Source organism: Pseudomonas sp. MYb193, from assembly GCF_002966775.1.
Lineage (GTDB): Bacteria > Pseudomonadota > Gammaproteobacteria > Pseudomonadales > Pseudomonadaceae > Aquipseudomonas > Aquipseudomonas paracarnis.
In genome coordinates this window covers 4,270,969-4,292,819 of record NZ_CP023269.1, presented here as the reverse complement: position 1 = coordinate 4,292,819, position 21,851 = coordinate 4,270,969, and the positions used below count along the sequence as shown (strand labels likewise).

At 60.1% G+C, this 21,851-nt stretch carries 18 protein-coding genes; 17 read left to right on the top strand and 1 reads right to left on the bottom strand.

What is annotated here, in order from left to right:
• Nucleotides 1–60: 60 nt before the first annotated feature.
• On the bottom strand, nucleotides 61–852 hold the full coding sequence (phhA, locus tag CLM72_RS19480; protein ID WP_003192992.1) for a phenylalanine 4-monooxygenase: 792 nt from the start codon (nucleotides 850–852) through the stop codon (nucleotides 61–63).
• A 256-nt stretch (nucleotides 853–1,108) separates the two neighbouring features.
• Between phhA and CLM72_RS19475 the strand changes: the two genes are divergently transcribed.
• The 17 genes from CLM72_RS19475 (at nucleotide 1,109) to CLM72_RS19395 (ending at nucleotide 21,767) form a co-directional block, all read left to right on the top strand.
• A complete protein-coding gene (locus CLM72_RS19475; protein WP_003192990.1) occupies nucleotides 1,109–2,674 on the top strand; it encodes a sigma-54-dependent phenylalanine hydroxylase transcriptional regulator PhhR in 1,566 nt (521 codons plus the stop codon).
• Nucleotides 2,675–3,370: 696 nt separating this feature from the next.
• The gene (locus tag CLM72_RS19470) at nucleotides 3,371–4,111 is read left to right on the top strand and encodes a flagellar basal body rod protein FlgF (protein ID WP_003192988.1); all 741 of its coding nucleotides are present in this window, start codon (nucleotides 3,371–3,373) and stop codon (nucleotides 4,109–4,111) included.
• Between the two features lie 62 nt (nucleotides 4,112–4,173).
• Entirely contained in the window at nucleotides 4,174–4,959 is a 786-nt protein-coding gene (gene flgG, locus CLM72_RS19465) for a flagellar basal-body rod protein FlgG (protein ID WP_003192986.1), read from the top strand.
• 53 nt (nucleotides 4,960–5,012) lie between these two features.
• Nucleotides 5,013–5,708: a flagellar basal body L-ring protein FlgH gene (gene flgH / locus CLM72_RS19460; RefSeq protein WP_034126774.1), complete on the top strand. Its 696-nt coding sequence runs from the start codon at nucleotides 5,013–5,015 to the stop codon at nucleotides 5,706–5,708.
• Between the two features lie 6 nt (nucleotides 5,709–5,714).
• A complete protein-coding gene (locus CLM72_RS19455) occupies nucleotides 5,715–6,824 on the top strand; it encodes a flagellar basal body P-ring protein FlgI (protein ID WP_161793221.1) in 1,110 nt (369 codons plus the stop codon).
• A 4-nt stretch (nucleotides 6,825–6,828) separates the two neighbouring features.
• Nucleotides 6,829–8,088, top strand: coding sequence for a flagellar assembly peptidoglycan hydrolase FlgJ (gene flgJ / locus CLM72_RS19450; RefSeq protein WP_105227626.1), 1,260 nt, complete (start codon nucleotides 6,829–6,831; stop codon nucleotides 8,086–8,088).
• 10 nt (nucleotides 8,089–8,098) lie between these two features.
• The gene (gene flgK / locus CLM72_RS19445; protein ID WP_105227624.1) at nucleotides 8,099–10,144 is read left to right on the top strand and encodes a flagellar hook-associated protein FlgK; all 2,046 of its coding nucleotides are present in this window, start codon (nucleotides 8,099–8,101) and stop codon (nucleotides 10,142–10,144) included.
• Nucleotides 10,145–10,158: 14 nt separating this feature from the next.
• Nucleotides 10,159–11,763, top strand: a complete 1,605-nt coding sequence (locus CLM72_RS19440; protein WP_105227622.1) for a flagellar hook-associated protein 3 — start codon at nucleotides 10,159–10,161, stop codon at nucleotides 11,761–11,763.
• A 276-nt stretch (nucleotides 11,764–12,039) separates the two neighbouring features.
• The gene (locus CLM72_RS19435) at nucleotides 12,040–12,969 is read left to right on the top strand and encodes a ketoacyl-ACP synthase III (protein WP_003192977.1); all 930 of its coding nucleotides are present in this window, start codon (nucleotides 12,040–12,042) and stop codon (nucleotides 12,967–12,969) included.
• A 262-nt stretch (nucleotides 12,970–13,231) separates the two neighbouring features.
• Nucleotides 13,232–14,656, top strand: a complete 1,425-nt coding sequence (locus CLM72_RS19430; RefSeq protein WP_105227620.1) for a flagellin — start codon at nucleotides 13,232–13,234, stop codon at nucleotides 14,654–14,656.
• Between the two features lie 74 nt (nucleotides 14,657–14,730).
• Nucleotides 14,731–15,081: a flagellar protein FlaG gene (locus tag CLM72_RS19425; protein WP_034126780.1), complete on the top strand. Its 351-nt coding sequence runs from the start codon at nucleotides 14,731–14,733 to the stop codon at nucleotides 15,079–15,081.
• Nucleotides 15,082–15,161: 80 nt separating this feature from the next.
• Entirely contained in the window at nucleotides 15,162–16,553 is a 1,392-nt protein-coding gene (fliD, locus tag CLM72_RS19420) for a flagellar filament capping protein FliD (protein ID WP_105227618.1), read from the top strand.
• Between the two features lie 139 nt (nucleotides 16,554–16,692).
• On the top strand, nucleotides 16,693–17,097 hold the full coding sequence (fliS, locus tag CLM72_RS19415) for a flagellar export chaperone FliS (protein ID WP_054898643.1): 405 nt from the start codon (nucleotides 16,693–16,695) through the stop codon (nucleotides 17,095–17,097).
• 25 nt (nucleotides 17,098–17,122) lie between these two features.
• A complete protein-coding gene (locus CLM72_RS19410; protein WP_034126783.1) occupies nucleotides 17,123–17,419 on the top strand; it encodes a flagellar protein FliT in 297 nt (98 codons plus the stop codon).
• A 169-nt stretch (nucleotides 17,420–17,588) separates the two neighbouring features.
• A complete protein-coding gene (locus tag CLM72_RS19405) occupies nucleotides 17,589–19,061 on the top strand; it encodes a sigma-54 dependent transcriptional regulator (protein WP_034126784.1) in 1,473 nt (490 codons plus the stop codon).
• Nucleotides 19,062–19,171: 110 nt separating this feature from the next.
• Nucleotides 19,172–20,383, top strand: coding sequence for a PAS domain-containing sensor histidine kinase (locus tag CLM72_RS19400; protein WP_105227616.1), 1,212 nt, complete (start codon nucleotides 19,172–19,174; stop codon nucleotides 20,381–20,383).
• A 7-nt stretch (nucleotides 20,384–20,390) separates the two neighbouring features.
• Nucleotides 20,391–21,767: a sigma-54 dependent transcriptional regulator gene (locus CLM72_RS19395; RefSeq protein WP_105229173.1), complete on the top strand. Its 1,377-nt coding sequence runs from the start codon at nucleotides 20,391–20,393 to the stop codon at nucleotides 21,765–21,767.
• Nucleotides 21,768–21,851 lie beyond the last annotated feature (84 nt).

Sequence of the window (21,851 nt, the reverse complement as noted above, 5' to 3'; positions counted from 1 at the left end):
CGTTACCCTAAAGCAACGCGGGGCCAGGGAACAGACTCACCTGGCCTTAAAACGCAAGGTTCACGCGGCTTTGGGCTTGGGTGGGAATTTCGGTGCGTGCAGACCCAACTGCATACCGCGCTCGACCATGCCCATGATGTCCTCCTGCGCCACGTCGAACAGGCGCTTGAGTTCGGGCAAGACGAAGTACAACGGTTGCAGGATGTCGATGCGATAGGGGGTGCGCATCGCTTCCAGCGGATCAAAGGCCTGGTGCTCAGGCTCGTCCGACAGGCAATACACACTTTCTTTAGGCGACGACAGAATGCCGCCACCGTAGATACGCCGGCCCTGGGGCGTGTCCACCAGGCCGAACTCGATAGTCATCCAGTACAGGCGCGCCAGGTACACCCGTTGCTCCTTGGTGGCCGCCAGGCCGAGCTTGCCGTAGGTGTGGGTGAATTCAGCGAACCAGGGGTTGGTCAGCAGCGGGCAGTGGCCAAAGATCTCGTGAAAAATATCCGGCTCTTGCAGGTAGTCCAATTCTTCACGGGTGCGAATAAAAGTCGCCACCGGAAACTGCTTGCTGGCCAGTAATTCAAAAAAGGTCTGGAAGGGGATCAGCGCCGGCACGCGGGCGACTTGCCAGCCGGTGGTGTCGGCCAGCACCTTGTTGATTTCGCCCAACTGGGGAATGCGGTCCAGAGGCAGGCCGAGCTTGTCGATACCGTCCAGGTATTCCTGGCAGGCGCGGCCCTCGATCACTTTCAATTGGCGAGTGATCAGGGTGTTCCACACCGCATGTTCTTCTGGCGGGTAGTGGATAAAACCTTGCGCATCGGGCTCGCGGGCCACGTAGTGCGTCTGCTTCATACGGCTCTCCTGCTAGGCATTCGTTCTTGTTATGTCCTGGGATGCTCCTATTGATAACCGGATAGGCGCCGGTTTCCATCAGCCTTAACGGACTAGCGTAGGAAAAATTACCGATTATCGTAAAGTATTCGTTACGACAGGCCCGCTCGTCGCAGCCATGGGCTGGGAAAAGTCACCGCGCTGTCACATAATCTTGACGACTATCTGCGCCCGGCGACAAAAAGACGCGGCGCCTACTCCCTTTTCGAGTCTTTCCATGCGTATCAAAGTGCACTGCCAGAACCGCATCGGCATCCTGCGGGACATCCTCAACCTGCTGGTGGAGTACGGCGTCAACGTCGCCAAGGGCGAAGTCGGCGGCGAGCACGGCAATGCCATCTACCTGTTCTGCCCCAACCTGGTGAACATGCAATTCCAGGCGTTGCGCCCGCAGTTCGAGGCGATTGCCGGGGTGTTCGGGGTCAAGCGGGTAGGGCTGATGCCCAGTGAGCGGCGGCATATGGAGCTCAATGCGTTGCTCGGCGCCCTGGAGTTCCCGGTGCTGTCCATTGATATGGGCGGCTCCATCGTGGCCGCCAACCGTGCGGCGGCGCAGTTGCTTGGCGTACGGGTGGATGAAGTGCCGGGGATTCCCCTGTCGCGTTACGCCGAGGATTTCGACCTGCCGGAACTGGTGCGCGCCAGCAAATCGCGAATCAATGGCCTGCGGGTCAAGGTCAAGGGCGACGTATTTCTGGCGGACATCGCGCCCCTGCAATCCTCCGAGCACGATGACAGTGAAGCCATGGCCGGCGCCGTGCTCACCCTGCACCGTGCCGACCGTGTCGGTGAGCGTATCTATAACGTGCGCAAGCAAGAGCTGCGCGGTTTCGACAGCATCTTCCAGAGCTCCAAGGTCATGGCCGCAGTGGTACGTGAAGCGCGACGCATGGCGCCCCTGGATGCGCCACTATTAATAGAAGGCGAAACCGGCACCGGCAAGGAGCTGTTGGCCCGGGCCTGCCACTTGGCCAGCCCGCGCGGGCAGTCGCCGTTGATGGCGCTCAACTGCGCGGGGTTGCCCGAGTCGATGGCCGAGACCGAACTGTTTGGCTACGGCCCCGGCGCATTTGAAGGGGCGCGGGCGGAAGGTAAGTTGGGCCTGCTTGAGCTGACGGCGGGCGGTACCTTGTTCCTGGATGGCGTGGGAGAAATGAGCGCGCGCTTGCAGGTCAAGCTGCTGCGCTTTCTGCAGGACGGTTGTTTTCGCCGGGTGGGCAGTGATGAAGAGGTGTACCTGGACGTGCGGGTGATCTGCGCGACCCAGGTGGACTTGTCGGAACTCTGCGCCCGGGGTGAGTTTCGTCAGGACCTTTATCACCGGCTGAATGTGCTGTCTTTGCATATTCCGCCGTTGCGCGAATGCCTGGATGGCCTTGCGCCGTTGGTCGAGCACTTTCTCGACCAGGCCAGTCGGCAGATCGGTTGCCCACTGCCCAAGCTTGCACCTGCGGCCATGGACAAGCTCAGCCACTACCACTGGCCGGGCAATGTGCGGCAGCTGGAAAACGTGCTGTTCCAAGCGGTGTCGTTGTGCGAAGGCGGCACGGTCAAGGTTGAGCATATTCGCTTGCCCGATTATGGCGTGCGTCAGCCGCTGGGCGATTTTTCCCTGGAGGGTAGCCTGGAGGATATCGTCGGGCGCTTTGAAAAGGCGGTGTTGGAAAGCCTGTACGCCGAACACCCGAGCAGTCGCCAGTTGGGCAAGCGCCTGGGGGTGTCGCACACCACCATTGCCAACAAACTGCGTGATTACGAAGTGCTCAAGGCCGATCGTAGTTAAAACGGTGGGAGCTGGCTTGCCGGCGATAACGGACTGTCAGTTGGCATATCAGTTCCTGCCCAACCGCTATCGCAGGCAAGCTCCCACATTGGTTGGGTATTGCCCACGGAATCAACGCCCAGCATCAATCCTCTGTGGGAGCGGGCTTGCCCGCGATGGCGGCGTGTCAGTCAATGAGTCTGTCACTGAACCACCGCTATCGCAGGCAAGCCAGCTCCCACATTGGTTGGGTATTGCCCACGGCATCAGCGCCCGGCATCAATCCCCTGTGGGAGCGGGCTTGCCCGCGAAGGCGGCGTGTCAGTCAATGAGTCTGTCACTGAACCACCGCTATCGCAGGCAAGCCAGCTCCCACATTGGTTGGGTATTGCCCACGGCATCAGCGCCCGGCATCAATCCCCTGTGGGAGCGGGCTTGCCCGCGATGGCGGCATGTCCGTCAATGAGTCTGTCACTGAACCAACGCTATCGCAGGCAAGCCGGCTTTGATCTGTACCGGATTTAAGGCCGGTGTTTGCCGCAGGCGGCAGTAGTCCGCCGTTTTTTCGACTGTTTCTCCCCTGCCAATTTCACATACCTCCACGAAACCCCCGCCGCGCCTGGGTTTGCGCCTCTTTTGAAAAGTTGGTTCGCAAATTGCTTAAGCCTCCTCAGTACAGCGGTGGGCGGCAAGCGTCCGTCAGAAAGAGGATAGAGCGTGGACAAGTACCTTTATGTGGCAATGACCGGCGCCAGCCAGAATGCACTGGCGCAGAAGGCCCATGCCAACAATCTGGCGAACATTTCCACCAACGGCTTTCAGCGCGACCTGGAACAGGCGCGTTCGATGCCGGTGTTCGGTGACAGCTTTCCGGCGCGGGCGTTTGCCATGACCGAACGTCCGGCTACCGACTTTTCACCGGGCGCGATGATCGAGACCGGCCGCGACCTGGACGTAGCCGTCAGCGGCGACGGCTGGATGGCGGTGCAGACCCCGGATGGCGGCGAAGCCTACGTGCGCAGCGCCAGCATGAACGTGGATGCCTTGGGCGTGCTGCGTGCCGGCAACGGTATGCCGATCATGGGCAACGGTGGCCCGATCGCCGTGCCGCCCCAGCAGAAAATCGAAGTGGGTTCGGACGGCACTATCAGCATCCGCGCCATGGGCGAAGGCCCGCGAGTAATGGCTGAAGTGGACCGTATCAAGATGGTCCAGCCTGACCTCAAGAACATGACCAAGGGCCTGGACGGCACCATCCACACCAAGGATGGCCAACCGGCCCAGGCCGACGCGAACGTGCGGCTGACCTCGGGTTTCCTGCAGGCAAGCAACGTCAATGCCGTGGAAGAAATGACCGCAGTGCTGGCGCTGGCCAAGCAGTTCGAGCTGCACATCAAGATGATGAACAGCGCTAAAGAAGACGACCAGGCCATGACGCGCGTCATGCAGATGAGCTGATCCGAGCCCATTAACTAATTTGCAACGTAGCGCCAACCATCCGGCGCACGAAGGAGAACAGCATGCTTCCGGCTCTATGGGTTGCCAAGACAGGCCTGTCCGCCCAGGACACCAACCTGACGACCATTTCCAACAACCTGGCAAACGTGTCGACCACGGGCTTCAAACGTGACCGCGCCGAGTTCCAGGACTTGCTCTATCAGATCAAGAAGCAACCGGGCGCCCAATCGACCCAGGACAGCGAACTGCCGTCGGGCCTGCAACTGGGTACCGGTGTGCAGATCGTCGGCACCCAGAAAAACTTCAGCGCCGGCAACCTGCAGCAAACCGGCCAGCCCCTGGACATGGCGATCAACGGCCGGGGCTTTTTTCAAGTGCTGCAACCGGATGGCACCACTTCTTACACCCGTGACGGCACCTTCCACCTGGACTCCAACGGCCAGATCGTGACCGCCAACGGTTTCGCCCTGGAGCCTGCTGTCGTGGTGCCGCCCGACGCCAAGACCTTCACCGTTGGCAACGACGGCACCGTGTCCATCACCGTCGCTGGCAACCCAGCGTCCCAGGTGATCGGCAACCTGCAAACCGCCGACTTCATCAACCCGGCCGGCCTGCAGGCCATGGGCAACAACCTGTTCCTGGAAACCGCCTCCAGTGGCGCGCCGCAAATCGGCACCCCTGGCTTGAACGGCTTCGGCACCACGCTGCAAAGCACCCTGGAAACCTCCAACGTCAGCACCGTTGAGGAGATGGTCAACATGATCACCACCCAGCGCGCCTACGAGATGAACTCCAAGGTGATTTCCACCGCCGACCAGATGCTTTCGTTCGTTACGCAGAATCTGTAATCAAGTCTATGGGGCGCCCTTGAGGGGGCCTGCAACACCGTGAGGTTAGGGTCATGAATCGCTATGTTTGTGTGTTGGCATTGAGTGGGATCGCCGTGCTTGCGGGCTGTGTCGCCCCCACGCCAAAGCCCAATGACCCGTACTACGCGCCGGTGTTGCCACGCACGCCGCTGCCTGCGGCGGCCAACAATGGCTCGATCTACCAGGCCGGTTTCGAGCAGAACCTGTACAGCGACCGCAAGGCGTTCCGGGTCGGTGACATCATCACCATCACCCTGAACGAGAAGACCCAGGCCAGCAAGAACGCCAACTCGCAGATCGGCAAGAACAGCAAGACCAGCATCGGCCTGACCTCGCTGTTCGGCGGCGGCCTGAACACCAACAACCCACTGGGCGGTGGTGACCTGAGCCTGGACGCCGGCTACAGCGGCGACCGCGCCACCAACGGCAAGAGCGCGGCCGGGCAGGGCAACAGCCTGACCGGTTCGATCACCGTGACCGTCGCCGATGTATTGCCCAACGGCATCATTGCCGTGCGCGGTGAAAAGTGGATGACCCTCAACACCGGCGACGAGCTGGTGCGCATCGCCGGCATGGTCCGCGCCGATGACATCTCCACCGACAACACCGTGCCGTCGACGCGCATTGCCGATGCACGCATTACCTACTCGGGCACCGGTTCGTTCGCCGATGCGAGCCAGCCGGGCTGGTTCGACCGCTTCTTCCTCAGCCCGCTGTTCCCTTTCTAGGTGGCCATTTTGAAGTTCAAACAGCTGATGGCGATGGCGCTTTTGCTGGCCTTGAGTGCTGTGGCCCAGGCCGAGCGCCTGAAGGACATCGCCAGTATTTCCGGCGTGCGCTCCAACCAGTTGATCGGCTATGGCCTGGTCGTGGGGCTCAACGGCACGGGTGACCAGACCACCCAGACGCCGTTCACCCTGCAAACCTTCAACAACATGCTCTCCCAGTTCGGCATCAAGGTACCGCCAGGCTCGGGCAACGTGCAGTTGAAGAACGTCGCGGCGGTGTCGATCAGCGCCGATCTGCCTGCGTTCGCCAAGCCGGGGCAGGTGGTGGACATCACCGTGTCGTCCATGGGTAACTCCAAGAGCCTGCGTGGCGGTACCTTGCTGATGACGCCGCTCAAAGGTATCGACGGCAACGTCTACGCCATCGCCCAGGGCAACCTGGTGGTCGGCGGTTTTGACGCCGAAGGCCGCGATGGTTCGAAGATCACCGTCAACGTGCCGTCGGCCGGGCGTATCCCCGGTGGCGCCACGGTTGAGCGCACCGTGCCGAGTGGTTTCAACCAGGGCAACAGCCTGACCCTGAACCTCAACCGCTCCGACTTCACCACCGCCAAGCGCGTGGTCGACAAGATCAACGACATGCTCGGCCCTGGCGTGGCCCAGGCTATCGACGGCGGCTCGGTTCGCGTCACTGCGCCTTTGGACCCGAGCCAGCGCGTGGACTACCTGTCGATCCTGGAAAACCTTGAAGTGGACCCAGGCCAGGCCGTAGCGAAAGTCATCATCAACTCGCGCACCGGAACCATCGTGATCGGCCAGAACGTCAAGGTCTCGCCAGCGGCGGTAACCCACGGCAGCCTGACGGTGACCATCACTGAAGACCCGATCGTCAGCCAGCCTGGGCCGTTGTCCGGTGGCCAGACTGCCGTGGTCCCGCGCTCGCGCGTCAATGCCCAGCAAGAAGCCAAGCCGATGTTCAAGTTCGGCCCCGGCACCACCCTGGACGAGATTGTCCGTGCGGTGAACCAGGTGGGCGCTGCGCCCGGCGACTTGATGGCGATCCTCGAAGCTTTGAAGCAGGCCGGCGCGTTGCAAGCCGACCTGATCGTGATCTGAGGCCATGGCCATGGATATGCGCAAGAGCGGCATCAGCAGCACGGCAGACTCGGGGTCTTACTCCGACCTGAACCGGCTTAACCAGCTCAAAGTCGGTGACGACAAAAACAGCGAAGGCAACCTGCGCAAGGTGGCGCAGGAGTTCGAATCGCTGTTTTTGAACGAGATGCTCAAGTCCATGCGCTCGGCCACCGATGCCCTGGGCAAGGACAACCCGCTGAACACCCCGGCCGCCAAGCAGTACCAGGAAATGTACGACCAGCAACTGGCGGTATCGATGTCCCGCGAAGGTGGCGGTATCGGCCTGGCCGATGTGCTGATGCGCCAGATGCAGAAGAACAAGCCGGTGGAGGCCCAGGCCGCCACCTTGCAAGGCCCGGCGGCGGACGCGCCGGTGAAGAAAGTCGATGTGCCGACCGAGATTGCCGCCGGTACCCAGGCCGAAGGCCCGTTGGGCCGCTCCAATGGCCAGCGGCCTTTGTGGGCGTATCGCGTGGCCGTGCCTGAGGGCGCCAGCACCCATGCCAACGACATGGAACTGATGAACCAGCGCCGTATCGCCTTGCCCAGCAAGCTGGCCGACCGCCTGCTGGCGGGCATCGTGCCGAACGCTCCGGTCGAAGCCAAAGCCGCGCCCCTGCGTAACAGCGCTGCCGACGACACGGTCATCAACAGCAGCGCGCGTAGCTTTGCCGTGCCGAGCGGGCGCATGCAGGTGTATGGCCGCGCCATTGCCCAGCCACCGCTGGCGCCGGCCAAGAAAGCCTTCAGCTCCCAGGATGAATTTGTCGCCACCATGTTGCCGATGGCCAAGGCCGCTGCCGCACGGATTGGTATCGACCCCAAGTACCTGGTGGCCCAGGCGGCACTGGAAACCGGTTGGGGCAAATCAGTCATGCGTGCCGAAGACGGCAGCAGCAGCCACAACCTGTTCGGCATCAAGGCCGGGCAGAGCTGGCAGGGCGGTCAGGCCCGGGCGATCACCAGCGAGTTTCGCGATGGGGCGATGGTCAAGGAAACGGCGCAATTCCGTTCCTACAGCTCCTACCAGGACAGCTTCCACGACCTCGTGACCCTGCTGCAAAGCCATGATCGCTATAAAGAAGTTGTGAAATCAGCCGACAACCCGGAACAGTTTGTACGCGAGTTGCAAAAAGCCGGTTATGCAACCGACCCGGATTACGCCAGCAAGATTTCGCAGATCGCAAAAACCATGAACAGTTACCAGAACTACGCTGCCGCTGGCGCAACCACACATTTATAAGGTCTGAACCATGAGTTTGCTCAGTATCGGGATGTCAGGGCTCAATGCCGCTCAAGGATCGTTGTCGGTCTTGAGTAATAACATCGCCAACGCCAACACCTCGGGTTATTCGCGCCAGCAGACCACGCAGAATGCGAGTGCCAACAACCCCTACGGCGGTGTGTACATTGGCAGCGGCACCACGCTGGCGGATGTGCGTCGGGTCTATAACGAGTTCCTGGACGCGGCCTACCAGAACAGCACGGCGCTCAATAACGATGCCAAGGCTTATTCCAGCCAGGCCAGCGCTATCGACAAGACCTTGTCGGACAAGACAACCGGCATGTCTTCGGTACTCAGCGCGTTTTTTGCCGCTGTGCAGACCTCTGCGGCCAACCCCAGCGACGTGTCTGCCCGGCAAGTGCTGCTGACCAGCGCCCAGACCCTGAGTAACCGTTTCAACGCCATCTCCAGCCAATTGACTCAACAGAAAGAGTCGATCAATGGCCAGTTGAGCACCATGAGTGACCAGGTCAACCAGTTGACCTCCTCGATTGCTTCGCTCAACAAGCAGATCACCCAGGCCCAGGGCTCAAGCAACAGCGCCCCGGCCAACCTGCTGGACGCCCGTAACGAGGCGGTGCGCTCGCTCAATGAACTGGTGGGTGTGACCACCAGTGAACAGAATGGTGTGTTCAGCGTCAGCACCGGCACGGGCCAATCCCTGGTATTGGGCGACCGGCCCAACACCCTCTCGGCAGTGCCGAGCGCTAGCGACCCAAGCCAGTACACCATTGCGCTCAATGCTGGCGGCGGTACGGCGATCGACCTGGGCAACGTGCTCAGTGGGGGCAGCATCGGCGGCCTGTTGCGTTATCGCAGTGATGCCCTGATGCCGGCCATCAATGACTTGGGGCGTATCGCCCTGGCGACAGCCGATACCATCAACAGCCAACTGGGGCAGGGCCTGGACTTGAACGGTGACTTCGGCTCATCGCTGTTCAAGGACATCAACAGCGCGGCGGCCATTGCTCAGCGCAGTCAGGGCGCGCTGGGCAACAGCACGGGCTCCGGCAATTTGAATGTGACCATTGCCGACACCAGCAAGCTGTCGACCTACGACTACAAAGTGACCTTTACCAGCGGCAACAACTACACGGTGGTGCGTTCCGACGGCAAGGCCATGGGCGCGTTCGACACCAATACCGCGCCGCCGCCGGTGATCGATGGCTTCACCCTGGCGCTGGATGGCAAGGGGCCGATGGCGGCGGGCGATAGTTTCAAAGTCAGTCCTACCGCCAGCGGGGCCACCAACATCGGCACGACTTTGACGGACGCCAATAAAATCGCGTTCGCCGGGCCATTGCTGGGCGAGGGCAGCAAGACCAACCAGGGTACCGGCACCTTTACACCGCCGACCCTAACCCTGCCTATCGATATTCATGGTGGCGCCGATACCGCGCAACTGCGTACCGGCATTGAGCACTCGATGCCAGTGAAGATGGTATTCGGCAAGCCGGCCGCCGACGGTACCCAGGGCTACACGCTCAACGATGCCCAGGGCAACCCGATTGGCACCGGCACCATCGTGCCGGGCCAAGGCAACAAAATCACGGTCGACGTGCCGATGCGGGATGCCAACGGCACGCTGCTGGTGCCGGCCAAAAGCTTCAAATTCGATACCACGGTCGCCGGGTCGCCCGCCGCTGGCGACAGCACCACGTTTTCCTTCAACGCCTCGGGCAAGTCGGATAACCGTAACGCCCAGGCGTTGCTCGACTTGCAGACCAAAGCCACGGTCGGCCTGTCCGATGGCAGTGGCGGCGGAGTGAGCCTAGTGGCGGCCAACAGTCGCCTGGTGTCGACCGTCGGGGCCAAGGCCGCGTCGGCCAATACCGACACCACGGCCACGGGCGCCTTGCTCAAGGCCAACCAGGATGCGCGCAACTCCGTGTCCCAGGTCAACCTCGATGAAGAGGCGGGCGACATGATCAAATTCCAGCAGTACTACACCGCCTCGTCGCAGATCATCAAGGCTGCGCAAGAAACCTTCAGCACGCTGATCAATAGTCTTTAAGGGAGTCTGGGACGATGCGTATTTCCACTGCACAGTATTTTGAAACCAGTGCCGCCAAGTACACGGACAACTATTCCAGCGTGGTGAAGGCCCAGGAGCAGGCCAGTTCCGGTGTGCGCGTGCAGACCGCAGCGGATGACCCGGTGGCGGCGGCGAGGTTGTTGTTGCTGCAACAGCAGAAGGACATGCTCGGGCAGTTCAACGGCAATATCACCAGTTTGAAGAACTCGTTGACCAACGAGGAAAGCGTATTGGGGGCAATCAACGAGGCGCTGCAGGCGGCCAGTACCTTGGCCATTGAAGCGGGCGGTTCGCGCAGCGATGCCGACCGCAAGTCGATTGCCGGCCAGATCGGTGCGCTTGAAGACCAAGTGCTGGGCTTGCTTAACAGCAAGGATTCCTCGGGCAACTATCTGTTTTCCGGCTCCAAGACCTCGACGCCGCCCTACAGCCGTAACAGCGACGGGACCTACACCTATCAGGGTGATGAAACGCCGCTAAGCCTGCAGGTTTCCGATTCCCTGAGAGTCAGTGCCGGTGACACCGGCAAGAGCATCATGGACGGTGCCGTTAACTCGGGCCGCACCCAGGCGACCTGGATCGCACCTGCCATCGTGCCGCCGGCAACGGCGCCAGTGCCCAATGATCATAAAGTCTCAGTGTCGGCCGGCCTGGTGACTTCAGGCTCGGATTACACGAATAAATTCGCCGATGGCGAGCCATACAAGCTGACCTTTACCAGCAGCACCCAGTACAAGGTCTCCGACAAGAACGGTAATGACGTCACGTCGGAGATCCCTGGCAACGGCACCTTTGATTCCACCAAGGAAGGCGGCTCCACCGTGAGCCTGCGCGGCGTGAATTTTGATATTGCGGTGGATCTCAAGGATATAGCGACGGGGCCGGACGCCGATGCGTTGGTCAAGGACCGGTCGTTCAGCCTGGCCGCCAAGCCCGACACCTTCAGTGTTTCGCGCACGCCCAGTAATACCTCCACTGCGCAGCTGACGAATGCGCAGGTGAGCAACCCGGCCACCTATGCCAGTACGTTCCCGGCTAACAGCGGGGCGGTGATCAAGTTCACCAGTGGCACGGCGTATGAAGTCTATGCCCAGCCCTATAGCGCCGACAGCAAAGCGATCGCAACCGGCGACACCGGTGGCGGTACGACCGTGACGGCAGCAGGCGTGATCTTTGATGTCAGCGGCACACCGCAAGCCGGCGATCAGTTTGCGGTCGCTGCCAGCACTGCCAAGACCCAGAACGCGCTGGATACCCTGAGCCAACTGCGCAAGGCGCTGGAGCAACCGGCCGACGGCAACCCGGCGGCGATGGTCAAGCTCAAGGATGCGCTCGACGCTTCCATCAGTAATTTTGCCAATTCACGTGCCCAGGTCGACAACGTGCGCGGTTCTATCGGGGCCCGCGAAGCTGCACTGGATATCCAGTCGGCGGAAAACATCAGTATCGGCACTGCAAACAAAAGCACTATGAGCGACCTGGCGAACATTGACATGGGCGAAGCGGCGATCAACCTCACGTTGCAGCAAACCATGTTGCAGGCCTCGCAACTGGCGTTCGTTAAAATCTCCCAGCTGAACCTGTTCAGTCGCATGTAATCGTCGCAATGAACAACGGCCTCCCCTGGCGACAGGGGAGGCCGTTGTCGTTTCTGGCCTGGAAATGTTGCCGGTTTTTGCACAAAGCGCGCAAAATTGAGTGACCTGTGAGTCATAAAGCGCATCTTCACTGTATCGTGTGAAAAGGATAAGTCGTCACAGGGCCTTTATCGGGCGGCTTTCAGCGAGATTTTCATGGGGTTATCCCCTTTATTGTCAGCACTCCCGGCGTAGTCCGAGGGGTGTTCTCCAGCTATTTAGTATTGGGAAGCCACAATGATTGGCATAAAAAGCATCGCCAGTTACGTGCCGGCAGACGGGATCGATAACTACGCCCAGGGTGCCAAATTCGCCAAGGATGAAGAGTTCATCATCGGCAAGATCGGTTCGGCCTTCCTGCCGCGCAAGGAAGCTGCACAGGAGACTTCCGACCTGTGCGTCGAAGCCGTCAATGCATTGTTTGCCAACAACCCGGATTTGAAGCGCGAGTCCATCGACGCGCTGATCGTCGTCACCCAGAACGGCGATGAAGAGGGCTTGCCCCACACCGCCGCCATCGTCCAGGACAAATTGGGCCTGCCGACTCACGTTGCCGCCTTCGATATTTCCCTGGGCTGCTCCGGCTACGTGTACGGCATCTACGCGATGAAAGGCTTCATGGAAGCCGCCGGCCTTAAAAACGGCCTGCTGATCACTGCCGACCCGTACTCCAAGATCGTCGACCCGGAAGACCGCAACACCACCATGCTGTTCGGCGATGCTGCCACCGCCACCTGGATGGGCGAGGACGCGCCGTGGTTGCTGGGCAAATCCAAGTTCGGTACCGACGGTTCCGGCGCGCCGCACTTGAAGGTCAGCGATGGTGTGTTCTTCATGAACGGCCGCCAGGTGTTCAACTTCGCCTTGCTCAAGGTGCCGGCACACTTGCACGAGCTGCTCAATGAGTCGGACCTCAAGGCAGATGACATTGATGCGTTCTGTATCCACCAGGGCAGCGCGGCCATCGTCGACGCCGTGGCGCGCCGCTTTGAAGAAGCGCCGGTGGACAAGTTCATCAAGGACATGGTCGAGACCGGCAATACCGTGTCATCGAGCATTCCGTTGCTGCTGGAAAAACACGTGATGGACGCCACCTGGAAGCGCGTGGCAATCAGCGGTTTTGGTGTGGGGCTGTCGTGGGGCTCGGCGATTCTCTATCGTCCGTAATGCTTTAGCGGCTTCATGAAAAACGCCGATGATCGAATGATCATCGGCGTTTTTTATTGGCGCCAGAAAAGCCAATGAAACCGAGGTTTTATGACTGCGTAAGCCGTTGAAATACAAGGGCTGGCACAGGGCTAGTAAAAAAAATCAAAAAAACCCTCAAGCAACCGGCTACCACGACGATAACTATTACGTAGGTTCTCAGGCCACACCCGGCGGTTGCCAGGGCCGGAAGCCGCAGTATCCATCCAACGAGGATTTCGTCATGGCTTTAACAGTAAACACCAACATTGCTTCCATCACGACTCAGGGCAACCTGAACAAAGCTGGCGGCGCCCTGGCCACTTCCATGCAGCGCCTGTCTTCCGGCCTGCGTATCAACAGCGCTAAAGACGACGCTGCCGGCCTGCAGATCGCTAACCGCCTGACCAGCCAAATCAACGGCCTGGGCCAAGCTGTAAAAAACGTGAACGACGGCATCTCCATCGCTCAGACCGCTGAAGGCGCGATGCAGGCTTCGACCGACATCCTGCAAAAAATGCGTACTCTGGCCCTGTCCTCGGCTACCGGCTCCCTGAGCGCCGACGACCGTAAGTCGAACAACGACGAATACCAGGCCCTGACTTCGGAACTGACCCGTATCTCGCAAACCACTACTTTCGGTGGCCAAAAGCTGCTGGACGGTTCGTACGGTACCAAGGCTATCCAGGTTGGCGCCAACGCCAACGAAACTATCAACCTGAGCCTGGAAAACGTTTCGGCCAACACCATCGGTTCGCAGCAGGTTAAAAGCAAGGCCATCGCGCCTAGCCCTACAGGCCTGGCTGGCGGTGCCATCACTGTTACTGGCAACGGCCAAACCAAAACGGTTAACTACGCTGCTGCTGCCTCGGCAAAAGACATCGCTGCCGGCCTGAACGGTTCGATCGGTGGCCTGACCGCTACCGCCAGCACCGAAGTGAAGCTGGAAGTGGGTGCTGCCACACCTTCGAACTTCACCCTGGCTGTAGGTAACAGTGGTGCTGTGTCCTTCGTCGGTGTTACCGATCTGGCTGGCCTGGCTGACCAACTGAAGTCCAACGCTGCCAAGCTGGGCATCAGCGTCAACTACGACGAAGCTAATAAGAGCCTGTCGGTTAAGTCGGATTCCGGCGAAAACCTGTCGTTCGCTGGCGCTGATGCCAACGCTCAGGCGAACATCCTGGTTGGCGCGAAAGATGGCGCTGGCGCATTCGCTACCCCGGCTGCGCTGGGTGCTCCTGCGATCGTTGTGACCGGTCAAGTTTCCCTCGATTCGGCTAAAGGCTACTCGCTGAGCGACGCCGCTAACGGTGTTTCGGACTTGTTCGCTGGCGCTACCGTTTCGTCGACCAAAACCACCATCGCTCAAACCGACGTGACCGACGCGACCAAGGCGCAAAACGCCCTGGCAGTAATCGACAAAGCCATCGGCACCATCGACGGCGTTCGTTCGGGCCTGGGTGCTACCCAGAACCGTCTGACTACCACTGCAGACAACCTGCAGAACATTCAGAAGAACTCCACCGCTGCACGTTCCACCGTTCAGGACGTCGACTTCGCTTCCGAAACCGCCGAACTGACCAAGCAACAAACCCTGCAGTCGGCTTCCACCGCGATCCTGTCGCAGGCTAACCAGCTGCCATCCGCTGTACTGAAACTGCTTCAGTAATCAGCGCGCTTGGTAACTAACGGAAGGGCGCGTTTACGTGCCCTTCCGTTTTTTCGGTTTAGAGGAGATTGGACATGGACATGAGTGTAAAGCTGAACCAGTCTTATCCGCCGGTTGCCCCTCAAGGCGCGCCTCCCAAGGTGACTGCCGATCAAAGCAGCAGCAAGGCCCAGGAAGTGGCGGCAACCGGCAAAGAGCCTGAGCGCGCGGACCTGGAAAAAGCAGTAACCGATATTCGCGAATTCGTCCAGGCTGCCCAGCGTAGCCTGGATTTTTCCATTGACGATTCGACCCACCGGGTCGTGGTCAAGGTCATTGCCACCGACAGTGGTGAAGTGATCCGTCAGATTCCGTCGGAAACGGCGTTGAAACTGGCACAAAACCTTTCCAGCGCAAGCAACGTGTTGTTTGACGACAAGGTGTGAGCTGGCATGAAATTTGTTGCTGTCAGGTCTTGAGGCGCAATAAGTCAAGATAACGGCAGCCACCGAACAGGAGATAGATGATGGCGGGTTCAACGGTAAGTGGTATCGGTTCGAACATCGATACGCAAGCGATCGTGAAGTCCTTGGTGGACGCCGAAAAGGTGCCCAAGCAGACGCAGATCAATACCGCGTCCCAGAAGGCGACCACCACGCTGTCTTCGATCGGCAAGATTCAAGCAGCGTTGGATGCATTCCGTGGTGCCTTGGACACCATGTCCAAAGACAGCAGTTTCACCGGGCTGACGGGCTCGTCGTCAGATGAGAAGACGGCGACCATGACTGCGAGTAATACGGCTTCCAATGGTAGTTTTCGGCTGATCGTCGACCAGTTGGCCCAGGCTTCCAAGTTGTCCACCAAGAACTTCTCCGGCGGCACCTCCGCCGTGGTGAACGCTACGGATAAGCCGACCACCTTGACCATCTCTCAGTCGGGCAAGGATTACAGCGTCAATGTTCCAGCCGGCGCGACCTTGCAGCAGGTGCGGGATTCGATCAATACCCAGTTTGGTACTTCCGGGCTGAGTGCCAACATCCAGACCGACTCCAATGGTTCCCGATTGATCCTGACCTCTACCACCATGGGGACCGGTTCCGACCTTACGCTTTCCGGCACCTCCGGTTTGGATGTGGGTTCAACGGTCGTCGACGTGCCCAAGGATGCGCTGTACAGCATTGATGGTGTTGCGTCTGTGTCCAAGACCAACAGTATCGAGGGCGCGCTCAGTGGTGTGAACATCAAGTTGGTGGCGCCGTCGACTTACAAGACGGGCACCTCTGGCGATAAAAACGCTACGCTGATCACCGTCAGTACCAACAACACGGCGCTCAAGTCCGGAGTCAAAGGCTTCATTGATACCTACAACGCCTTGATCACCGCAATGAACGCCGAAACCAAGGTCACCAAGAATCTTGACGGCAGCACGACGGCTGCGGCATTGACGGGTGACTCGACCATGCGTTCGCTGCAGGCGGCGATCCGCAATGAATTCAACACGCTTTCGGGGACTGGCACTTTCAAGTCGTTGGCTCAATTTGGCGTGAGCACAAGCTCTACTACCGGCTTGCTGACAATCGATGACAAAAAGTGGGACGCCGCCGTCAAGACTAATGCAGCCGATATCAACAGTATGTTCAGCGGCAAAGACGGCATGTTGGCGCGCATGAAAAGTGCAACGGATGACTTTGCCAGGGCCTCTACCGGGGTGTTGGCGACACGTTCCACTTCCTTGTCCGATAGCCTCAAGGACATCGCAAAGCAGCAGGAAACCCTGAACGAGCGCATGGAACTGCTGACCAACAGCCTCTCCGCCAAATACAACGCCATGGACACCCTGGTTGCCCAACTGCGCCAGCAAAGCACCAGTGTCATGACCACGCTCAATGCCTTGAACAACCCTAAAACCAATAACTGATCGCCACTCACGCAAAAGGCCAGGCAACCTGCCTGGCCTTTGCGTACCGAAAGACGACCGGTGTTAAAGCTTTTTGCGGCCCAGTCGACATATTGGTTACTAGAATCCTTTTCGCTGTCGCCTGTCACGAGGTAGAAACATGAACCCTATGCGAGCCCTTCGCCAATACCAGAAGGTCAATTCCCACGCACAGATCTCCGAAGCCAGCCCGCATCGCCTGGTGCAGATGCTGATGGAAGGCGGCCTGGATCGCATGTCCCAGGCCAAGGGCGCCCTGGCGCGTGGTGACATCGCACAGAAGGGCTTGATGCTCGGCAAGGCCATCGACATCGTTATCGGGCTGCGCGACGGCCTGGATGCTGAAAAGAGTGATAACCCGGCTTATGTTCAGCAGTTGGAAAGCCTTTATGTCTACATGACCAACCGGTTGATGGAGGCTAACCAGCAAAACGACGCCGAGATCATCGACGAAGTCGCTCGATTGATGATTACCGTAAAAGAAGGCTGGGATGCTATCGGCGCGCCACAAGGCGCAGCAGAATAAGGCCATGGGCCTTGAGGAACTCGTCATGAGCCACGCACTGCAACGCATTGATGAAACCCGTGAAGCCCTGGTCGACGCGCTGGCCGCGCGCAACTGGGATGCCATCAGCGAGCTCGACCTGGGCTGCCGCAGTGTGATCGATCAGGTGCTGAGCGAAGCGCCGGTGGATGAGGATGCGCTGCGTGGAAAGCTGGAAAGCCTGTTGGCGGTTTACCAGCAGTTGCTTGAGGTGACGACCGGCGAGCGCCAGGCGATTTTCGAAGAGATGTCGCAGATCAACCAAGCGAAAAATGCGTCAAAGGTTTACCATCTGTTCGGTTGAAAGGGCGCAGTTAATCCGAACGGTGCGTCATATATTTGACTGTGCCAGCATTTTTGACTTAACTAGTGCTGTTTTCAGATTTCAGACGTCTAGTAGGTAACAAATCTTACAGAAGTCTAGATTGCCCTCATTCCGGGGCAGGAAGTTTTACTAGGGAAGTTGCTATTGCATGTGGCGTGAAACCAAAATTCTGCTGATCGATGACGATAGCGTCCGCCGCCGCGATTTAGCGGTGATTTTAAATTTTCTTGGTGAAGAAAATTTGCCCTGCGGCAGCCACGATTGGCAGCAGGCGGTCAGCTCGTTGTCGTCGAGCCGTGAAGTCATTTGTGTATTGATCGGGACGGTAAACGCTCCTGGCGCAGTTCTGGGCCTGTTAAAGACACTGTCTACCTGGGATGAGTTCCTTCCGGTGTTGCTAATGGGCGATATTTCTTCCGTGGACCTGCCGGAAGACCAGCGCCGCCGCGTGCTTTCCAACCTGGAAATGCCGCCCAGCTACAGCAAATTGCTCGATTCCCTGCACCGTGCCCAGGTCTATCGCGAGATGTACGACCAGGCCCGCGAGCGCGGCCGTCACCGTGAACCCAACCTGTTCCGCAGCCTCGTCGGCACCAGCCGCGCCATCCAGCACGTGCGCCAGATGATGCAGCAAGTGGCCGACACCGACGCGAGCGTGCTGATCCTCGGCGAGTCGGGCACCGGCAAGGAAGTGGTCGCGCGCAACCTGCACTATCACTCCAAGCGCCGCGACGGGCCCTTTGTGCCGGTCAACTGCGGGGCGATCCCGGCAGAGCTGCTGGAAAGCGAATTGTTCGGCCACGAGAAGGGCGCCTTTACCGGGGCGATCACCAGCCGTGCCGGGCGCTTTGAGCTGGCCAATGGCGGCACCCTGTTCCTCGACGAAATCGGCGACATGCCGTTGCCGATGCAGGTCAAGCTGCTGCGCGTATTGCAGGAACGCACCTTCGAGCGCGTGGGCAGCAATAAGACCCAGAGCGTGGACGTGCGCATTATTGCCGCCACCCACAAGAACCTCGAAAGCATGATCGAGGTCGGCAGCTTCCGCGAAGACCTGTACTACCGCCTCAACGTATTCCCCATCGAGATGGCCCCGCTGCGCGAGCGCGTGGAAGACATCCCGTTGCTGATGAACGAACTGATCTCGCGCATGGAGCACGAGAAGCGCGGCTCCATTCGTTTCAACTCCGCGGCAATCATGTCCCTGTGCCGCCACGGCTGGCCGGGCAACGTCCGCGAGCTGGCCAACCTGGTGGAGCGCATGGCGATCATGCATCCGTACGGGGTGATCGGCGTGGTCGAGTTGCCGAAGAAATTCCGCTACGTCGACGACGAGGACGAGCAGATGGACAGCCTGCGCAGCGACATGGAAGAGCGCGTGGCAATCAACGGCCATACTCCAGACTTCGGCGCTAGCGCGATGTTGCCGCCCGAAGGCCTTGATCTCAAGGACTACCTCGGCAACCTGGAGCAAGGCCTGATCCAACAGGCGCTGGATGATGCCAACGGCATCGTCGCCCGGGCCGCCGAGCGCCTGCGTATCCGTCGCACCACCCTGGTGGAGAAGATGCGCAAGTACGGGATGAGCCGCAAAGAAGGTGATGAACAGGCGGATGATTGACGCCTGTTTTTCAACTACCTGATTTATAGGTAGTTTTTTTTCGGCACGGGTATTGCTACAACCCTCGCAACGTTCCGTTTAACTGACGGTCAGCCAAGCGAGAGAGCATCATGCCCCACGCCGCCCAACTATCTTCGGCCCCTGCCATCCAGGGGCTGGTTTCGCCTGTAGAGCCGCCGACCCGCCAGGGCCTGGAGCACGCGCTCTCGCAGTTCAACCAGATGTCGAACCAGCTGACCGACTCCTACAGCCTGCTTGAGGCCCGGGTTTCCGAGCTTAAAGGCGAACTGGCGGTGGTCAGCGCCCAGCGCATGCAAGAGCTGGCCGAGAAAGAACGCCTGGCCAACCGCCTGCAAAACCTGCTGGACCTGTTGCCCGGTGGCGTGATCGTCATCGACGACCAGGGCCGCGTGCGCGAAGCCAACCCGGCCGCCTGCGACCTGCTTGGCTTGCCCCTGGAAGGCGAGCTGTGGCGTGAAGTCATCACCCGCTGTTTTGCCCCCCGTGAAGACGACGGCCACGAAGTCTCCCTCAAGGACGGGCGCCGGCTGTCCATTGCGACCCGTTCCCTGGACGCCGAGCCGGGCCAGCTTGTGCTGCTCAATGACCTGACAGAAACCCGGCACCTGCAAGATCAGTTGGCTCGCCATGAGCGGCTGTCGTCGCTGGGGCGGATGGTCGCTTCCTTGGCCCATCAGATTCGTACGCCGTTGTCGGCGGCATTGATCTACGCCAGCCATTTGACTGACGAGCAATTACCAGCGGCCACCCACCAACGCTTTGCCGGGCGCCTCAAGGAGCGCCTGCATGAGTTGGAACACCAAGTACGTGACATGCTGGTATTTGCCCGTGGCGAACTGCCGCTGACCGATCGCGTTACCCCTGCCGGTTTGATGCAGTCGCTGCAAGCGGCAGCGGCGACCCATGTGCAGGAGGCCAACCTGCGCTGGCAGTGCGACAGCCACCAGGGCGAATTGCTGTGCAACCGCGACACCCTGGTGGGCGCGCTGCTCAACCTGATCGAAAACGCCACCCAGGCCAGTGGCCCCGGGGCGCGCCTGAAAGTGCACCTGTACACCCGCGGGCAAACCCTGCGCCTGTGCGTCAGCGACAGCGGCAGTGGTATCGCCCCGCAGGTGCTGCAGCGCCTGGGCGAGCCGTTTTTTACCACCAAGACCAACGGCACTGGCCTGGGCCTGACCGTGGTCAAGGCAGTGGCCCGTGCCCATCAGGGACAATTGCAACTGCGTTCGCGCCTGGGGCGTGGCACCTGTGCATTGATGACCTTGCCGCTGTTTTCCAGCGCGGCAAGCGCGGAGTAAGAGGATGATGGCTATCAAGGTTTTATTGGTGGAAGACGATCGCGCCCTGCGTGAAGCATTGGCTGACACGCTGCTGTTGGCGGGCCATGACTACCGTGCGGTCGGCTCTGCCGAGGAAGCCTTGGAGGCGGTCGAGCAGGAAACCTTCAGCCTGGTGGTCAGCGACGTCAACATGCCCGGCATGGACGGCCACCAATTGCTCGGCCTGCTGCGGGTGCGTCAGCCGCAGCTGCCGGTGCTGCTGATGACCGCCCATGGCGCGGTGGAGCGGGCGGTGGATGCCATGCGTCAGGGCGCGGCGGATTACCTGGTCAAGCCGTTCGAGCCCAAGGCGTTGATCGAACTGGTCGCCCGGCATGCCCTGGGCGTGATGCCCGCAGCCGACGGCGATGGCCCGATTGCCTTTGAACCGGCCAGCGCGCAGTTGCTTGAACTGGCGGCGCGGGTGGCGCGCAGTGATTCCACTGTGCTGATTTCCGGCGAGTCCGGCACCGGTAAAGAAGTGCTGGCGCGTTATATCCACCAGCAATCGGGCCGTGCCAAACAACCGTTCATTGCGATCAACTGCGCGGCGATCCCCGACAACATGCTGGAAGCCACCTTGTTTGGCCATGAAAAGGGCTCGTTCACCGGCGCCATCGCGGCCCAGGCCGGCAAGTTCGAACAAGCCGACGGCGGCACCATTCTGCTCGACGAAATCTCGGAAATGCCCCTGGGCCTGCAAGCCAAGTTGCTGCGGGTATTGCAGGAGCGTGAAGTGGAGCGGGTGGGCGCACGCAAGCCGATCCAGTTGGATATCCGCGTGGTTGCCACCACCAACCGCGACCTGGCGGGCGAAGTGGCGGCGGGGCGCTTCCGGGAAGACCTGTTCTACCGGTTGTCGGTGTTCCCGCTGGCCTGGCGCCCATTGCGTGAGCGCCCGGCGGATATCATTCCCCTGGCCGAGCGCCTGCTCAACAACCACGTCAAAAAAATGAAGCATGCCCAGGCGCGTTTATCGCCCGAGGCTCAGGCGTGCCTGGTCAGTTACCCATGGCCGGGCAACGTGCGCGAGCTGGACAACGCGATCCAGCGTGCGCTGATTTTGCAGCAGGGCGGGTTGATCCAGCCCCAGGATTTCTGCCTGGCCATGGGCAATGGCGCTGCGCCGTTGCCGAGCCTGGCCCCGGCTCCAGTGGTCGCCGAGACGGAATCAGCCGGTGCCCTGGGCGATGACCTGCGCCGCCGTGAATTCCAGATGATCATCGACACCCTGCGCGCCGAACGTGGCCGCCGCAAAGAAGCGGCCGAGCGCCTGGGCATCAGCCCGCGTACCTTGCGCTACAAGCTGGCGCAGATGCGCGACGCCGGTATGGATGTGGAAGCGTATCTTTTCGCCACATGACCGGTAACAAGTTCGACAAGCTTTGTCGCCTTTTCTTACGAGTTGCTCCAGAGCTGGCACCCTTGTTGCTACCACCCCTAGTAA

Bases quoted from the DNA above. Each gene is read 5' to 3' on its own strand.
- CLM72_RS19435 (WP_003192977.1), top strand. From the start codon at position 12,040: ATGATTGGCATAAAAAGCATCGCCAGTTACGTGCCGGCAGACGGGATC.
- fliD (WP_105227618.1), top strand. From the start codon at position 15,162: ATGGCGGGTTCAACGGTAAGTGGTATCGGTTCGAACATCGATACGCAA.
- CLM72_RS19405 (WP_034126784.1), top strand. From the start codon at position 17,589: ATGTGGCGTGAAACCAAAATTCTGCTGATCGATGACGATAGCGTCCGC.
- flgH (WP_034126774.1), top strand. From the start codon at position 5,013: ATGAATCGCTATGTTTGTGTGTTGGCATTGAGTGGGATCGCCGTGCTT.
- flgK (WP_105227624.1), top strand. From the start codon at position 8,099: ATGAGTTTGCTCAGTATCGGGATGTCAGGGCTCAATGCCGCTCAAGGA.
- fliS (WP_054898643.1), top strand. From the start codon at position 16,693: ATGAACCCTATGCGAGCCCTTCGCCAATACCAGAAGGTCAATTCCCAC.
- flgG (WP_003192986.1), top strand. From the start codon at position 4,174: ATGCTTCCGGCTCTATGGGTTGCCAAGACAGGCCTGTCCGCCCAGGAC.
- CLM72_RS19475 (WP_003192990.1), top strand. From the start codon at position 1,109: ATGCGTATCAAAGTGCACTGCCAGAACCGCATCGGCATCCTGCGGGAC.
- CLM72_RS19410 (WP_034126783.1), top strand. From the start codon at position 17,123: ATGAGCCACGCACTGCAACGCATTGATGAAACCCGTGAAGCCCTGGTC.
- CLM72_RS19440 (WP_105227622.1), top strand. From the start codon at position 10,159: ATGCGTATTTCCACTGCACAGTATTTTGAAACCAGTGCCGCCAAGTAC.
- flgJ (WP_105227626.1), top strand. From the start codon at position 6,829: ATGGCCATGGATATGCGCAAGAGCGGCATCAGCAGCACGGCAGACTCG.
- CLM72_RS19395 (WP_105229173.1), top strand. From the start codon at position 20,391: ATGGCTATCAAGGTTTTATTGGTGGAAGACGATCGCGCCCTGCGTGAA.
- CLM72_RS19425 (WP_034126780.1), top strand. From the start codon at position 14,731: ATGGACATGAGTGTAAAGCTGAACCAGTCTTATCCGCCGGTTGCCCCT.
- CLM72_RS19400 (WP_105227616.1), top strand. From the start codon at position 19,172: ATGCCCCACGCCGCCCAACTATCTTCGGCCCCTGCCATCCAGGGGCTG.
- phhA (WP_003192992.1), bottom strand. From the start codon at position 852: ATGAAGCAGACGCACTACGTGGCCCGCGAGCCCGATGCGCAAGGTTTT.
- CLM72_RS19430 (WP_105227620.1), top strand. From the start codon at position 13,232: ATGGCTTTAACAGTAAACACCAACATTGCTTCCATCACGACTCAGGGC.